The organism is Ramlibacter montanisoli (assembly GCF_013087525.1).
Taxonomy (GTDB): domain Bacteria; phylum Pseudomonadota; class Gammaproteobacteria; order Burkholderiales; family Burkholderiaceae_C; genus Ramlibacter; species Ramlibacter montanisoli.
This window is the reverse complement of record NZ_JABFCS010000001.1, coordinates 1,094,608-1,109,113: the sequence shown is the minus strand read 5'-3', so window position 1 is coordinate 1,109,113 and position 14,506 is coordinate 1,094,608. Positions and strand designations below refer to the sequence as shown.

The 14,506-nt window shown below is 70.5% G+C and carries 14 protein-coding genes and 3 pseudogenes; 6 read left to right on the top strand and 11 right to left on the bottom strand.

Annotated elements, in window-relative coordinates:
- Positions 1-2 precede the first annotated feature (2 nt).
- Positions 3-835, top strand: a pseudogene (locus HK415_RS05795) (aldo/keto reductase).
- 7 nt (positions 836-842) lie between these two features.
- On the opposite strand, the gene HK415_RS05790 reads toward HK415_RS05795, so the two are convergent.
- The 11 genes and pseudogenes from HK415_RS05790 to HK415_RS26860 all read right to left on the bottom strand — a co-directional run.
- Complete coding sequence (locus tag HK415_RS05790) at positions 843-2,126, bottom strand: hypothetical protein (protein ID WP_171557261.1); 1,284 nt, start codon at positions 2,124-2,126, stop codon at positions 843-845.
- A pseudogene (gene arsB / locus HK415_RS05785) lies at positions 2,110-3,181 on the bottom strand (ACR3 family arsenite efflux transporter). The gene HK415_RS05790 and the pseudogene arsB overlap by 17 nt, the downstream one beginning before the upstream one ends.
- Before the next feature lie 10 nt (positions 3,182-3,191).
- Complete coding sequence (locus tag HK415_RS05780; RefSeq protein WP_171557258.1) at positions 3,192-3,518, bottom strand: ArsR/SmtB family transcription factor; 327 nt, start codon at positions 3,516-3,518, stop codon at positions 3,192-3,194.
- A 51-nt stretch (positions 3,519-3,569) separates the two neighbouring features.
- Positions 3,570-4,142 (bottom strand): molybdopterin-guanine dinucleotide biosynthesis protein B, encoded by a 573-nt coding sequence (gene mobB / locus HK415_RS05775; protein ID WP_171557256.1) that lies wholly within the window; start codon positions 4,140-4,142, stop codon positions 3,570-3,572.
- Between the two features lie 10 nt (positions 4,143-4,152).
- Entirely contained in the window at positions 4,153-4,965 is an 813-nt protein-coding gene (locus tag HK415_RS05770) for a molecular chaperone TorD family protein (protein WP_171557253.1), read from the bottom strand.
- A gap of 26 nt (positions 4,966-4,991) precedes the next feature.
- Positions 4,992-5,441, bottom strand: coding sequence for a hypothetical protein (locus HK415_RS23800; RefSeq protein WP_216369741.1), 450 nt, complete (start codon positions 5,439-5,441; stop codon positions 4,992-4,994).
- Positions 5,438-6,139 carry an NrfD/PsrC family molybdoenzyme membrane anchor subunit gene (gene nrfD, locus HK415_RS23795; protein ID WP_216369740.1) on the bottom strand — a complete coding sequence of 234 codons (702 nt, stop codon included), beginning with the start codon at positions 6,137-6,139 and terminating at the stop codon, positions 5,438-5,440. Before nrfD ends, HK415_RS23800 begins: the two co-directional genes overlap by 4 nt.
- Positions 6,136-6,906 carry a 4Fe-4S dicluster domain-containing protein gene (locus HK415_RS05760; protein WP_216369739.1) on the bottom strand — a complete coding sequence of 257 codons (771 nt, stop codon included), beginning with the start codon at positions 6,904-6,906 and terminating at the stop codon, positions 6,136-6,138. Before HK415_RS05760 ends, nrfD begins: the two co-directional genes overlap by 4 nt.
- A 24-nt stretch (positions 6,907-6,930) precedes the next feature.
- Positions 6,931-9,399: a molybdopterin-dependent oxidoreductase gene (locus HK415_RS05755; protein ID WP_171557251.1), complete on the bottom strand. Its 2,469-nt coding sequence runs from the start codon at positions 9,397-9,399 to the stop codon at positions 6,931-6,933.
- Complete coding sequence (locus tag HK415_RS24610; RefSeq protein WP_253261778.1) at positions 9,396-9,845, bottom strand: 4Fe-4S dicluster domain-containing protein; 450 nt, start codon at positions 9,843-9,845, stop codon at positions 9,396-9,398. The genes HK415_RS05755 and HK415_RS24610 overlap by 4 nt, the downstream gene beginning before the upstream one ends.
- Positions 9,846-10,327: 482 nt before the next feature.
- Positions 10,328-10,546, bottom strand: a pseudogene (locus tag HK415_RS26860) (4Fe-4S dicluster domain-containing protein); the annotation flags it as partial.
- A 264-nt stretch (positions 10,547-10,810) separates the two neighbouring features.
- On the opposite strand from HK415_RS26860, the gene HK415_RS05745 reads away from it, so the two are divergent.
- The 5 genes from HK415_RS05745 to HK415_RS05735 are packed head-to-tail and all read left to right on the top strand — an operon-like array spanning position 10,811 to position 14,462.
- Positions 10,811-11,665 (top strand): substrate-binding domain-containing protein, encoded by an 855-nt coding sequence (locus HK415_RS05745; protein ID WP_171557247.1) that lies wholly within the window; start codon positions 10,811-10,813, stop codon positions 11,663-11,665.
- Complete coding sequence (locus HK415_RS25860) at positions 11,662-11,793, top strand: hypothetical protein (protein ID WP_256373041.1); 132 nt, start codon at positions 11,662-11,664, stop codon at positions 11,791-11,793. Before HK415_RS05745 ends, HK415_RS25860 begins: the two co-directional genes overlap by 4 nt.
- Positions 11,760-12,236 (top strand): hypothetical protein, encoded by a 477-nt coding sequence (locus tag HK415_RS23790; protein ID WP_216369738.1) that lies wholly within the window; start codon positions 11,760-11,762, stop codon positions 12,234-12,236. The genes HK415_RS25860 and HK415_RS23790 overlap by 34 nt, the downstream gene beginning before the upstream one ends.
- Positions 12,122-13,156: a sensor histidine kinase gene (locus HK415_RS05740; protein ID WP_216369737.1), complete on the top strand. Its 1,035-nt coding sequence runs from the start codon at positions 12,122-12,124 to the stop codon at positions 13,154-13,156. Before HK415_RS23790 ends, HK415_RS05740 begins: the two co-directional genes overlap by 115 nt.
- Entirely contained in the window at positions 13,119-14,462 is a 1,344-nt protein-coding gene (locus HK415_RS05735; protein WP_171557244.1) for a sigma-54-dependent transcriptional regulator, read from the top strand. The genes HK415_RS05740 and HK415_RS05735 overlap by 38 nt, the downstream gene beginning before the upstream one ends.
- Positions 14,463-14,506: the final 44 nt, after the last annotated feature.

Genomic DNA, 14,506 nt, shown 5'->3' with positions numbered 1-14,506 from the left:
GCGTGAAACGCATCCAGCTGCCCTGCGGCGAAAGCGTGCCGGCCCTCGGCCAGGGCACGTGGAACATCGGCGACGACCCGCAGGTACGCCAAGAGGAGATCGCCACCCTGCGCCGCGGCATCGACCTGGGCCTGACGCTCGTGGACACGGCGGAGATGTACGGCGACGGCCGCTCGGAACGGCTGGTGGGCGAAGCCATCGCGGGCCGGCGCGACCAGGTCTTCCTGGTCAGCAAGGTCTATCCGCACAACGCCTCGCTGCGCGCGATGCATCGCTCCTGCGAGGCCAGCCTGCGGCGCCTGCGCGTGGAGGCGATCGACCTGTACCTGCTGCACTGGCCGGGCGCGGTGCCGCTGGCGGAGACCGTGGAAGCCTTCGAGGCGCTGCGGCAGGCCGGCAAGATCCGGCACTGGGGCGTCAGCAACTTCGATGGCGCGACGATGCAGCAGCTCTGGGCCACCCCGGCGGTTCCGCCGCCCAGGTGAACCAGGTGCTCTACAACCTCGGCGAGCGCGGCATCGAGTGGGACCTGCGCCCCTGGCTGCGCGAGCGCGGCGTCCCGGTGATGGCATATTCGCCCTTCGACCAGGGGCGACTGCTGCGCAAGCGCCCGCTGGCTGCCTTCGCGAAGAAGCACGGCATGGCGCCGGCGCAGGTGGCGGTCGCCTGGCTGCTGGCGCAGGACGGCGTGATCGCGATCCCGAAGACCGGCAGCCCGCAGCGGCTGGAGGAGAACGCCTCGGCCGCCGCACGCGCTCTGTCGAAAGAGGAGCTGCAGGAACTCGACGCCTTGTTCGCGCCGCCGGCGGGACCTTCCCCGCTCGCGATGCTCTGAGCCGCGCTCAGGGCGGCCCTGCGTACACCGGCGCGAAACCGCCACCGGGCGTGCGGAAGTTGGTGGTCTGCCCCTGGTACACGCGCGCGGCGCTCCACTGCACGTGGCCGTCGTACACGTACTGGCGCAGGTCGAACTTCAGCGGCCTGTCGGCGGATGCGTCCACCGCACGCTCGCCGGGCGCCACCAGGGCCTGGGCCACGTAGCCGCCCGCAATGATCTCGGACCAGACGCGCTGCGTCAGCTTGTCGCCGCGGTAGGCGGCGCGGCTGCCGTAGCCGGCGAAAGGCTTGAAGAACAGCTGCTTGCGTCGGCTCCAGAGCTCGTCGGCGTTCTGCGCATCCACCAGCACCGTGCGCGGTACGCCCGCGAGCAGCACCGCGCGCGTTGCTTCCGGCACGCCGAGCGCCTCCAGCGCCTGCGCATCGCTGAAGAGCGCCAGGTTGCGCTTGTCGGCGTACAGCGCGTGCGCCTGGGGATGCGGCGTCAGCACCACGCCACCGGCCTCGAAGGACTGCCGGATCGCCTGCGACGCAGGTGCCTCGAGGTAGAAGTCGGTCAGGCGGTTGTAGACCAGGTCGACCCTGTCCTCGCCGGCGAACAGCGCATCGCCTTCCACGCGCAGCTCGCCCGGGTCCGCGATCACCACCCGCAGGCCATTGCGCTCGAACAGCCGCTGGAACAGCAGGAACTCGGGATACAGGTACTGCTCCGTGGGCGCCTCGTCGACGATCGCGATCGTGCGCAGCGGCCCGGTGCGACCGGCCAGCCGCCACTCCGCATGGAACATGTCCACGATCGCGCGCTCGAAGGCTTCCGCGCTCGCCACGGACGGCCCCAGCCGCTCCACCGGCACGCAGCAGGCACGGTGCGCCCGCCCGAGGATCGCGTTGAGCATGGCGCCGCCCGCGTTGGTGTTCACCTCGATGAGGCCGAAGCTGTCCTGCGCCACGTGGAAGTCGTAGCCGAAAAAGACGCCGCGCGAGCCGCCCTGCGCATGGCGCGCGATGGCCGGCGCGCGCGCCAGCACCCGCTCGCGGTAGGCCGGCAGCGCCACCATCGCCTCCACCGCCTTCACCACGGCTTCCATGCGCTCCATGTGCGCGTGCGCCACGAACACCGGCCGCGCGGAGAACAGGTAGGGGCAGCGCTCGCGCACCAGTTGCACGATGGCGGGGGAGCCGAACTCCTGCTCCAGCGCGCGGGCCAGGCTCGCCTGGTCCAGGCTGACGCAGAAGCAGCCGGCGTTCAGGGCATCGATCGAGAGGAAGGAATCAACGACCGCGTTCATGGAGCACTCCCGGTTCCGAAAGAAGCGGCCGCACGGCGGGCCCGGCCTCGTACCAGCCCTTGGTCCGGTTCACCACGCGCACCACCAGCAGCATCACCGGCACTTCGATCAGCACGCCCACCACGGTGGCCAGGGCCGCACCCGATTCGAAGCCGAACAGGCTGATGGCGGCAGCCACCGCCAGTTCGAAGAAGTTGCTGGCGCCGATCAGGGCCGAGGGACAGGCCACGCTGTGCGACTCGCCCAGCCGGCGATTGAGCCAGTAGGCCAGCGCGGAGTTGAAGAAGACCTGGATCAGGATGGGAACCGCCAGCATCGCGATCACCAGCGGCTGCTCCAGGATCGCCTTGCCCTGGAACGCGAACAGCAGGACCAGCGTGGCGAGAAGCGCCGCAATGGACCAGGGGCCTATGCGCGCCAGCGCGGCGTCGAAGGCGGCCTGGCCGCGTTTGAGCAGGCTCTTGCGCCACACTGCGCCAGCACGACCGGGATCACGATGTACAGGACCACCGAAGTGATCAGCGTGTCCCAGGGCACCACGATCGAGGACAGGCCCAGCAGCAGCGCCACGATCGGGGCGAAGGCGAACACCATGATGGTGTCGTTCAGCGCCACCTGGGACAGCGTGAACAGCGGATGGCCCGAGGTCAGCCGGCTCCACACGAACACCATGGCCGTGCACGGGCGGCCGCCAGCAGGATCAGGCCGGCGATGTAGCTGTCGGCCTGGCCGGCCGGCAGCCAGGGCACGAACACGTGGCGGATGAAGATCCACCCGAGCAGCGCCATGGTGAAGGGCTTCACCGCCCAGTTCACGAACAGCGTGACGCCGATGCCGCGCCAGTGCCGGCGCACCTGGTGCAAGGCGCCGAAGTCCACCTTCACCAGCATCGGGATGATCATCACCCAGATCAGCAGTCCGACCGGCAGGTTGACGCTGGCCACTTCCATGCGGCCGACGGCCTGGAAGACAGAGGGGAAGAACTGGCCGAGCGCGATGCCGGCGACGATGCAGAGGAAGACCCAGACGGTCAGGTAGCGTTCGAAGAGGTTCATCGGCAGGGGTTCAGCATTTGCGGCAGGAAACGGCGGTGATCTCCTCGCAGCCGGCGCCCAGGCAGCAGTGGGCGGCGAGGTAGTCCATCAGCGTGGACATGCGGTCCAGCGCCGCGCGGTAGATCAGGTTGCGCCCGTCCCTCTCCTGCTGCACCAGGCCGGCGTGCATCAGTTCCTTGAGGTGGAAGGACAGCGTGGAAGGCGGGACGTCGAGCATCGCGCCCAATGAGGTGGGCGTCATGCCGCCCGGGCCGGTGCCGACCAGCGCGCGGAAGACGCGCAGGCGAACGGGCTGGGCCAGGGCCGCGAGGCAGGCGACGGCGGAGTTCTCTTCCATATTTCGAATTCTATCGAAATCTGGAAAGGCCCCACCGGCGAGGGGTGGGCGCTACTGGAGCGTGCGGGCGGTGGCGTGCAACTGGTAGCGCGGGATGGCAGACTCCACGCCGCGGACCGGCCGTGCCGCGGCGAGCACGAAGTCGGCGATCGCGTGGGTGTCCTCCAGGCGCAGGCGCCGGCAGTTCGGTGACAGGGCACGCAGGGCGCGCGCATCGGCGGCCGGCGCCGCCACCGCGCGGATGTCCAGCCCGGGCGCCAGCGGCGCCCTGCCCTCCGCGGCGCGCCAGACCTCGAGCTTGGGCAGGTCGCCATGGCGGAAGCCTTCGACCAGCACCAGGTCGCAGGTGTCCAGGCGCGCGAGCAGTTCTTCCAGCGAGGGCTCCTGCGCCGGCGGCAGCTCGCGCATCAGGGCCCAGCGCCGGGTCCCGAGCAGCAGCACCTCGTGGCAGCCGGCCTCGCGCAGGCGCCAGGAGTCCTTGCCTGGCCGGTCCACCTCGATGTCCTTGCCGCTCTGCTTGACCAGCGAGACGCGCAGGGAGCGCGCGCGCAGCTCGGGCAACAGCCGCTCCAGCAGCGTCGTCTTGCCCATGCCGGAGTGGCCGGCGATGCCGAAGACCTTCATGCCGGCTCCTTCAGGCGTGGGCCGCGCGGCCCGTCGCCAACTGCAGCCGCTGCGCGGCTTCCTCCGCCGAGGCGGGAATGTGCGCGGTGGAGAGCCCGCGCTCCTGCAGCTTGGCGCGGATCTCCTCCAGGTCCTCCGCCGTGATGCCGCGCGCCGCGTACATGCCGCGCGCGCGCAGCATGGCCTGGTGCTTGCGGCGCAGCGCCGGATCCATGGGCGGCTCCACCGCGTGGCGCTGGACGGCGGCGCACAGGATGCGGGCGAGCGGATGGTAGGGATTCGGCTGCGGGTCCTGCGCCGCTGCATGGGCCAGGTCGCCCTCGAAGCGGGCCATCCAGGGCGCGACCAGGCCGTACAGGAAGTGGCCGGGGTCCACCGCGGGTGTCCCCTCGGCCATGGCCCCGTACAATCCGGACAGGAATTCCAGCACCACGGAGAGATGGTCCGGCAGGTCCCGCAGGGCGGCGTTGCGCACCAGCCCGCACGCGAGGTAGGCCTCTTCCATCGCCCGCACCGTGCCGCCATTGAGGGCGCCGTCCAGGTAGCGCCCCACGTTGATCCAGGCCGGCGCGGACGTGGCAAGGAACAAGGCGCTGTAGCACTGCAGCAGCGCGAGCTGGTCCGGCACGCGCGCCATCTCCTCGCGCAGCTGCGACACGGCTTCCCCGCAGTCCAGCCCCAGCTCGCCGGCCAGCTCCTGCAGGTCGTCGGCCAGGTGCAGGCGCATGGCTTCCGCGAAGCCCGCCAGGTGCGGCACCTGGAAGGCCGTCGCGAGCGCCAGGTACAGGTCGGCCCGTGCCGCTGCTTCTTCGTCCGTGTTCATCGGGGGCTCCTGCGCTTTGCCGCGGCTCAGGCCGTGTCGGGCGTGGCGGAAAGGTCCAGCAGGCGCTCGCCCAGCGCGTACACCACGAAGACGAGCGACACGGCCATCAGCGCCAGCATCCATTCCGTGCCCGAGGGCGTGTATTGCACCAGGCCCTGCACCCACGAGCCCTTGAACATGGGCACCAGCTGTCCGCCGATGACGAACTCGTAGCGGCCGATCGCCGCGGCGCCCACGGCCAGCAGGGCCGCCGCCAGCTGCGCGCCCTGGCGGATGCGCAGGCCCGCGTTGGCCATCAGCAAGAAGGCCGCGGCCAGCCCGCCGATCTCCAGCCAGAACCAGGGCCCGCGCACGACCTGCTGCCACACCTGCAGGCCGTCCGCGTTGCTCCACAGGCCGTTGGCCGCGCGCGAGACGGAGGCCAGCAGCGCCACCGCCAGCACCCCCGCGAAGACCTTGGGCAAGGCGCCCGTCACCAGCGTGCGCACCTGCGGGGCATGGCCTGCTGGCTGCCGTAGGCGAGGTAGGTGATGAGGATGGCGAAGGCGCCGCCGGACACGCAGGCCGTGACCAGGAAGAACAGCGGCATCAGCGGGCCGTACCAGAAGGGCCGCATGGCCATCATGCCGAACACCGCGCCCAGCGTGGCGCTGGCCAGCAGGTCGGTGGCGAAGGACCACGCCCCGAGCCGGCGCGAGGTGGTGCTGCTCCAGTCGCCGCCATTGACCTTGCGGAACTTCAGCAGCAGCAGCACCAGGTAGGCCGCGTAGAACACGCCCATCCACAGCAGCGGCGACTTCACCTGGAAGTTCAGCGGGATGGCCCACAGCATGCGGAACGGGTGCCCCAGTTCGAGCGCGAGCGTCGCGAAGCCGGCGACCAGTGTGGCGAGCGCCAGCCAGATGCAGCGCTTGGCGATGGGGTAGAAGGCCTTGAAGCCGAACACCATCGCCAGCGAGGCGACGAAGGTCAGGCCGGTGGAGGTCAGCACGAAGAAGACGTACACCGCGACCGGCAGGCCCCAGGTGACGCCGTGGCTGGCCGTGTTGAAGGCGGCGTGGCCTTGCGTCAGCAGCGCACCCAGCGCGATTGCGAGGCTGGCCAGCAGGCCGATGCCCGCCACGAGCAGGACCGTGTTGACCGGCCCCGGAACCTTGTTGTGCGTGATCATCATGCTTCTCCTTGGCCCTTGTGCGTGGCGCGGGTGGCCGGCACGGCGCCGGCGGAACCGCCCGAGAGGTAATAGACCTGCGGCTTGTTGCCGGTGTGGTCCAGCAGGCGCACGCCGCCGCGGTCGGCGATCAGGCGGCTCACCTGGCTGTTCGGGTTGCCCAGGTCGCCGAACACGCGGGCGCCCGGTGCGCAGGTCACCACGCACGCCGGCGTGAAGTCGCGCGTGGCGGGGTTCGCCGGATCCAGGTCCATGGTGCCGGCCGGTGCCTTGGATACGCGGTGGTTGCAGAAGGTGCACTTGGACACCACGCCCGGCGGCTGCACGCCCACGCCCTTGGCCATGTCCTCGCGCGCATCCGGCATCTTCCAGGGCGGGTTCCACTGCCGCGAGCGGTCGCCCGGGAACACGCTCTTCACGCCGGGCTCGACGGCGGCCTTCTCGTCGGTGTAGAAGCGCGCGCCATAGGGGCACGCCACCATGCAGAACTTGCAGCCGATGCACTTGTCCCAGTCCACCAGCACGAAGCCGTCCGGGTCCTTGTAGGTCGCCTTGGTCGGGCAGACCGCGGCGCACGAAGGCTCCTCGCAGTGCATGCACGGGCGCGGGAACCATTTCAGTTCCGCGCTCGGGAAGCTGCCCTCGGTGTAATACAGCACGTCCTGCCAGTTCTCGCCCGGCTGGCGCGTGTTCTCCATCTGGCACGAGGTGGTGCAGGCCTGGCAGCCGGCGCACTTCTCGAGGTCGATGACCATTCCCCACTTAGCCATGTCTGTCTCCTGTGATGGTGGGCATCAGGCCCGTTCGACCTTGACCTTGGCCGTGTAGTAGCTGGCCATCCCGGAAATGCGGTCCGACTGGTTGCCGACGATCGAGTCGACGAAGCTGCCGCGGCCCTTGGCCCAGCGCCCGTGCGCCCAGTGGCCGTGCTCGAAGGGCAGCACCACCGTGTCGGGCCGCGTGAGCTGCGTCACGCGCACCACGGCCGTGATGCTGCCGAGGTCGGTGGACACCTTCACCGTGTCGCCGTCGCGGATGCCGCGGGCGCGCGCGGTGTCGGGATGCATCTCCATCAGCGTCTGGCGCTGGCCGCCCGCGGCGGGCTGCATGAGCGCGATCGCGTGCGGCATGTTGGCGCTGCGGCCTTCGGCATGCAGCGCGTTCTTGGGCGTGATGAAGTGCAGGTCGCCGCCGCCGGTGTGGCGCGGCTCGACCCACTGCGGATAGCCCACCTTCTCGGCGGGCATGCCGAAGTGCCTGGTCACGTAGGCCGCGTTCTTCTCCAGGTAGCTGGAGCGGATCTCGAACTTGCCCGACGGCGTCTTCAGCAGCTTGGCCTTCACTTCCTCCGGCGACATGGCCTTCGCATAGGCCTTGCCGTCCCATTCGAAGAAGTCGCCCCGCACCTGGCGCCAGTGGTAGGGCTTCCTGTACCAGACCCCCTTTTCCTTCCAGCTCTCGAAGCTGTTCACGCCGTTGTCGCCCGGCTGCTTCTCGAAGCCCTTGGCCAGGTGGCGGATGATGTTCTCGGTGTTGTCGATGGCCTTGTAGTAGCCCGCCATCGGCGCCTTGATGCGCTTGCCGATCTCGATCAGCGTGTCGCCGAAGTACTTCGTGTCGTACAGCGGCTTGACGGCGGGCGTGCGCAGCTGCGCCAGCGGGAAGCCCTGGAAGGGATAGGTGGGCGCGTCCTGCAGCCGCTCCAGGTAGGTGTGGTCCGGCAGGATCAGGTCCGCGTACATCGAGGTCTCGCTCGGGAAGGGCGAGGTGTCGATGACGAAGGTCTCCTTCATCATCCTTTCCCACTCGGTGGCGTTGGGCGCCGAGAACACCGGGTTGGTCATGTAGAACATGACCGTGTCCAGCTTGTAGGGCTTGCCGGCCAGGTGGTTCTTCGGGATCTCCTGGATCATGTTCTTGGCCAGCGGATAGCCGTCCGCATGGCCCTTGAGGTCGATGCGCGGCTGGGTCGGCTTGGACAGCGCGTCCTTGAACTCGTCCTCCTTGACCGGCATGTCGCCGTAGGCCGGGCCCATCTGGTAGGCGAGGCCGCCTTCCGAATAGAGCGAGCCCACCAGCGCGTTGAGCGTGTGGATCGCCATGCCGTTGTAGACGCCGTTGCTGTGGTTGTGCGCGCCGCGCTCGAACAGCGCGATGGCCGGCCGGGTCGAGCCGAACTCGCGCGCGGTGGCGACGATGTCGCGCTCGGCCAGCGTGGTGACGCCGGCGGCCCAGCGCGGCGTGCGGTCCTTCAGCTCCGCGTTCCACCAGTCCACCAGGCCGTGCACCCACTTCTCGCGGAAGGCACCGGGCTCGACCGCCTGGCCGGACTTGAACTGGTTGACGCCGTCGGCGAAGTCGCCGACGAAGCTGCGCTCCCACAGGCCTTCGGTGAGGATCACGTGGGCGATGGCCAGCGCCAGCGCGCCGTCGGTGCCGGGCTTGACCATCAGCCCGCGGTCGGCCGCCGCCAGCGTCTGGTTCATGTGCACGTCCACCGCGGTCACGCGCGTCTTCGGCGCCTTGTCGCCGCGGATGTAGCCCCACACCTGCATGTTGTTGTTGTACGGGCGGAAGGCTTCCAGGAAGTTGGCCCCGAACATCAGCAGGTAGTTGGCGTTGCGGTAGTCGTAGGAGTTGTACGAGGCATTGCCGTCGGTGCACTGCTTGGCCAGCACCGAGCCGTCCGAGCACAGCGAGGAGTGGCCGATGCCGACGTTGGGCGAGCCGTAGAGCGCGGCGAAGCTGTTGATCGGCACGCCCACTTCGGAAGCACCCCAGCCCCGGCCGAACAGCAGGGCGAAGCGGTGCGCCTCGTTCTTCTCGCGCAGGGTGTTCAGGCGAGCCGCCACGGTGTTGAGCGCCTCGTCCCAGGACACCGGCACGAACTTCGGGTCCTCGTTCCGGCCCTTGGCCGGGTTGGTGCGCTTCATCGGCCCCTTCACGCGGTCGGGGTCGTACAGCACGTACAGGCCCAGCGGCCCCTTGGGGCACAGCTTGCCGTTGGAGATCGGGTGGTCCGGATTGCCGTAGATGCCGTGCACGCGGCCGTCCGTGGTGTGCACGTCGATGCCGCAGCGGGCCGGGCACTGCGCGCAGATGCTCTTGGTCACGACCGTCTTGCCGTCTCCCTTGGCGGCTGCTGCCTGCGCCTCGCCGGCGGTCGTCAGTCCGCCCAGATGCGCGGCGCCCGCGGCCGCCCCGGCGGCTCCGGTCGCCTGCAGGAACGTGCGGCGCGACGTTCTCGTCTTCAGGATGGTCATCGATGCTCCTCTGGTGATGCACTCCGGGCCCCGGAGTGGGTGTCCTGCGCGAACAGGGTCTGGAAGGCAGCGCGCGCCAGGGCGGCTGTCTTGCGGCAGCGGTCGCAGCGCGTGTGCGCCTCCGCGTCCGTCAACAGGAAGCGGGCGCCGCAGTCGGCGCACTCGCGCTGGGCGATGCGGGTCAACACCTGCCGGCCTCTTGCGGCACCCTCGCCGGCCCGCAGGCGCAGCGCCTGCTGCGGGCAGGCCGCGGCGCAGTTGCCGCAGGCGATGCAGTCGGCAGCGTCGAAGGAGACACCGGCCACGCCCGCCCGCTCATCGCGGTAACGCAGGAGCGCGCCCGTCGGGCAGGTGCTGGCGCAGATGCGCAGGCCCTGGCAGTCCGGACCGATCTCCATGCGATGCAGCAGCTCCGGCGCCACGCGGCCGCCGTGCTCCGCGGCCAAGGCGGTGAGGGTGCGGATGGCCTGCTGGCGGGGGTGGACTGGTCGTCCGCCGGCACGGCTGGCGGCGCGTCGGCCGGGCGCACGATGGCGTCCAGGAAGCCGCGGCGCGCGCGCCCCTGGGACTGCATGGGATCGATGGAAGCGGCGGCCGTGCGCGCCATGCGGCGCCGCAGACGCGGCAGCCTGTCCTCGGCGATGCCCGCCTCGCGCAGCCAGCCCGCCACCCTTTGCACGGTCGCGGCGGCAGGATGCTGCGCGCCGCCGCTGTCGCAGCCGGCGCACGTCCCGCGATCGAGCAGCACCACCGCATGGTCGGGCGTGGCGACGCACAGCTGCAGCAGTTGCGCATCCGCAATCCCGCCGAGGCAGGGAACGCGCAGCGTGCCGGCCTCCTGCACCTCCGCGCCGTGCAGGCAGGCGATCACCCGGGGGACAGCGGCATCGCCTCGCACGTGCAGGCCCTCGAAACCGCGCGCGGCCAGCGCCCCGGTGGGACAGGCGGCCTGGCAGCGGCCGCAGCCCGTGCACCCCTCGCGCATCACCGGGCCCTGCGCATCCATCCCGAGCGCCCCGGTGGGGCATGCGTCCGCGCAGGCGCGGCAGGACGATGCGTTCAGGCGTGCATGCAGGCAGCGGCTGGCGCGCACGGCCACCGGCGCGCTGCGTGTGCTGCGCGCATCGGCCGTGCGGGAGGGCGCCATGGCGTCATGCGGGTCCATGCACCATGAAAGGCATCAAGCGTGCCACCGCGGGTGAACCCCGAGCTCTCCAGTGAGGCGAGGATCCGTGCGACGCCGGAGGTTACCGTCGGGTAACACGGCCGGGCTGCGGGCGTTACCGGAAAGGGACGCCCGCGCCGCCCCGCCCGCGGGTAATCCCCGCCCGCCAGCGGCCCACCGCTGATGTGCGTCAAACGCAGCGCAAGCCATGCCGCCCATATTGGCTGCAAGCTTTTCGCCACCACCATGACCGCCCTCGCCCGAAGGCACTTCCTGGCCGCCCTCTGCGCGGCCGCGGCCGTGCACGGGCGTGCGCATGCGGATGCCTCGGGCCTGCGCGTGGGCCTCACGCCGGTCTTCCTGGACAACCAGTTCGCCTTCCTGAACGACTGGCGCGGCTACCTGCATGCGCGCCTGCAGCGCCCGGTGCGCTTCGTGCAGCGGGGCAGCTACCGCGACGTGATCGGCCTGCTGCAGCAGGGCCAGCTCGACTTCGCCTGGGTGTGCGGCTACCCCTTCGTGCGCAACGCGCGCCACATGCGGCTGCTGGCCGTGCCCGCCTATCGCGGCGCGCCGCTCTACCAGTCCTACCTGATCGTCCCGGCGGGCGACCGCCGCACCGAGTCGCTGGCGGACCTGCGCGGCAAGGTGTTCGCGTACTCGGACCCGGATTCCAATTCCGGGCACCTGTTCACGCTGCACTCGCTGCTGCGCGCGCGCGAATCGCCGGCCAGCTTCTTCGGCCGGACCTTCTTCACCTACGGCCACCGCAAGGTGGTCGACGCGGTGGGCGTCGGACTGGCGCAGGGCGGCGCGGTCGACGGCTATGTCTGGGACTCGCTGCAGCTGCTGCATCCCGAATTCACGGCGCGCACCCGCATCGTGGAACGCTCGCCCGAGTTCGGCTTCCCGCCCTTCGTGGCCTCGGCCGGTGTGTCGTCATCGGCCTTCGGCACCATGCAGTCGGTGCTGCTCGGCATGGGCGCGGACCCGGACGGCCGCGCGCTGCTGCGGCGCCTGAACCTCGACGGCTTCGTCCTGGGCGGACCCGCCCTCTACGACGGCGTGCGGGCGATGGCGCAGCTGGTGGAGGGCACGTGAACTTCCTGCACGACCTCAGCCTGTCGTACAAGACACCGCTGCGCATCTGCGCGCTGGTGATCGTGACGGCCGTGCTGGTCACGGCCTCCTGGTCATGCGCGAGCGCGACGAACTGCGGCGCGACCTGATCTCCCATTCCGAGAGCGTGGCGCGCCTGCTGGCCAACACGCTGGTGGAGCCGATCGTGCACGACGATGCCTGGCGCGCCTACGAGATCATCAACGCACCCTTCCAGGCCGCGCCGGACTCCCTCGCCGCGCCCGGCCCCGCGCCCGAGCTCGTGATGCTGCTCGACGCGCGCCACCGCATCTACGTCTCGACGCAGCCCACGCGCTACCCCATGCTGGGCGAGCCGGGCCACATCGACTCGGACTACGCGCAGGTCGAACAGGCGATCGCCGCCGCGCCGCCCGGCGAACCCACTTCCGTGGTCACCCCGGCAGCGGCCGGCTCTACATGGTGCTGCCCATCCTGTACGACGGCGTCGAGATGGGCACGCTGGTGCTCGCCTATTCCGGCAAGGTGTTCGCGCCGCGCTTCACGGCGCTGGCGCAGCGCGCCGCCACGGTGACCGCGCTGGTCCTGCTGCTGCTGCTGCCGGCGGGCTGGTTCTGGGGCCGGCTGGTGGCGCGCCCGCTGGTGGACCTGGCCAACGCCATGGGCAAGGTGGGACCGCATGCGGCCGAACAGGTCGCCTACGTCCACCGCTATCGCGGCCAGGACGAGATCGGCCGCCTGGGCACGGAGTTCCAGCGCATGCTGCGCGCCTTGCGCGACAAGGAAGCGCTGGAAAGGCAGATGATCGCGTCCGACCGGCTGGCGGCGATCGGGCGCCTCACCGCTGGCATCGCGCACGAGATCAACAACCCGCTGGGCGGCATGCTCAATGCCATCAGCACCTTCCGCCGGCACGGGCCGCGCGACGAGCTGACCACCAGGACACTGTCCCTCGTCGAACGCGGGCTGCGGCAGGTGCGCGAGACCGTGGCCGCCCTGCTGGTGGAGGCCCGGGTGGAAAGCCATGCCCTGACCCGCGAAGACGTGGAGGACACGCGCACGCTGCTGCTCGCGGTGGCGCAGGAGAAGGGGCTGCACCTGCAGTGGCACAACGGCATCGACGCCCCGCTGCCGCTGCCGTCCACGCCGACCCGGCAGATCCTGATCAACCTCCTGTACAACGCAGTGCAGGCCGCCGGGCACGGCGGGCACGTGAGCTGCCGCACCGTGCGGGTGAAGGACGCGCTGGAGATCGAGGTGGTCAACGACGGCCGCCATGTCCCGCCCGAACGCCTGCCTTACCTGTTCGAGCCCTTCCTGCAGCCCGAAGGCGAGCGGCAGGGCCTGGGCCTGTGGGTCACCTACCAGATCGTCCAGCAGCTCGGCGGCGAGATCAGTGCCACCAGCGTGCCGGGCCACACCGTCTTCCGCATCCGCCTGCCCGTGAGGACCACCCATGAACCCGAAGCCGTCGCCGAAGCTGTGCCTGGTTGAGGACGACGAGATCATGGGCGAGTCCCTGGTGGACCGCTTCCGGCTCGAAGGCTTCGACATCGAATGGCACCGCCGTGCCGCCGACGCCCACCGCGCCATCGGCCGCCAGGGCTACCACGCCGTCATCAGCGACATCCGGTTGCCCGATTTCGCCGGCGACATCCTGTTCGCGCGGCTGCACGAGTCCGCTATCGAGCCGCCGCCCTTCCTGTTCATCACCGGCCACGGCTCGATCGAACGCGCCGTGTCGCTCCTCAAGGCCGGCGCCGCCGACTACGTGACCAAGCCCTTCGACCTGGACGACCTGGTGCTGAAGGTGCGCCAGCTGTGCCGCAACCACGCGCCCGCGCCGCCGGCACCCGTGAGCCATCCCCTGGGCCTGTCGCCGGCGATGCAGCGGGTGGAAGCGACGCTGCGGCGCCTCGCCACGCATGCCAGCACGCTGCTGATCACCGGCGAGTCCGGCGTCGGCAAGGAACACGTCGCGCAACTGCTGCACGACATGGCCTGCGCCGGGCGCGAGCGCCCCTTCGTGGCCGTCAACTGCGGGGCGATCACCGAGAGCCTGATCGAAGCGGAACTGTTCGGCCACGAACGCGGCGCCTTCACCGGCGCGGCGCGCCAGCGCAAGGGCGTGTTCGAGCAGGCGCACGGCGGCACGCTGTTCCTCGACGAGATCGGCGACATGCCCTTCGCCATGCAGGTGAAGCTGCTGCGGGCGATGCAGGACCGCCGCATCGTGCGCGTGGGCGGCGAGACGGCGGTGCCGGTGGACCTGCGCATCATCTGCGCCACCAACCAGGACCTGCGTGCGCGCGTGGAGGCCGGCACCTTCCGCGAAGACCTCTACTACCGCATCAACGTGGTCCACGTGCGCATCCCGCTGCTGCGCGACCGGCCCGAGGACATCCTGTGGTTCGCGCGCCGCTTCCTGCGCGAGTTCTCCGAGCTGCACGGCGGCGAGCCGCGCACGCTCTCGCCGGCCGCCGAGCATGCGCTGCTCGCCTATCCCTGGCCCGGCAACCTGCGCGAACTGCGCCACTGCATCGAGCGCGCCTGCGTGCTGTGCGGCGCGGCGGAGCTGCAGCCGCCCGACCTGTTCGAGGACTGGCGCGACGACCGGCTGCCCGACGCGCGCGCGGTCGGCACGCTGGACCAGTACATCCGGGAATGCGAGCGCCGCTACATCGAAGGGACGCTGGCGCACTGCAGCGGCCACATCATGCAGGCGGCCGCGCACCTGGGCATCAGCCGCAAGAACCTCTGGGAAAAGATGAAGCGGCTGGGCATCGAGGCCGCGCGCTAGCCGGGCTTGTACGCCGGGCCCTACCCCGCCCTGCCGCGGGCGAC

Excerpts from the sequence above, each read along its gene's own strand:
- HK415_RS05770 (WP_171557253.1), bottom strand. The coding sequence starts at position 4,965 with ATGAACACGGACGAAGAAGCAGCGGCACGGGCCGACCTGTACCTGGCG.
- nrfD (WP_216369740.1), bottom strand. The coding sequence starts at position 6,139 with ATGATGATCACGCACAACAAGGTTCCGGGGCCGGTCAACACGGTCCTG.
- HK415_RS23790 (WP_216369738.1), top strand. The coding sequence starts at position 11,760 with ATGCGCGAGCGCGACGAACTGCGGCGCGACCTGATCTCCCATTCCGAG.
- mobB (WP_171557256.1), bottom strand. The coding sequence starts at position 4,142 with ATGAAGGTCTTCGGCATCGCCGGCCACTCCGGCATGGGCAAGACGACG.
- HK415_RS05745 (WP_171557247.1), top strand. The coding sequence starts at position 10,811 with ATGACCGCCCTCGCCCGAAGGCACTTCCTGGCCGCCCTCTGCGCGGCC.
- HK415_RS05760 (WP_216369739.1), bottom strand. The coding sequence starts at position 6,906 with ATGGCTAAGTGGGGAATGGTCATCGACCTCGAGAAGTGCGCCGGCTGC.
- HK415_RS05790 (WP_171557261.1), bottom strand. The coding sequence starts at position 2,126 with ATGAACGCGGTCGTTGATTCCTTCCTCTCGATCGATGCCCTGAACGCC.
- HK415_RS05735 (WP_171557244.1), top strand. The coding sequence starts at position 13,119 with ATGAACCCGAAGCCGTCGCCGAAGCTGTGCCTGGTTGAGGACGACGAG.
- HK415_RS05740 (WP_216369737.1), top strand. The coding sequence starts at position 12,122 with ATGGTGCTGCCCATCCTGTACGACGGCGTCGAGATGGGCACGCTGGTG.
- HK415_RS05780 (WP_171557258.1), bottom strand. The coding sequence starts at position 3,518 with ATGGAAGAGAACTCCGCCGTCGCCTGCCTCGCGGCCCTGGCCCAGCCC.
- HK415_RS05755 (WP_171557251.1), bottom strand. The coding sequence starts at position 9,399 with ATGACCATCCTGAAGACGAGAACGTCGCGCCGCACGTTCCTGCAGGCG.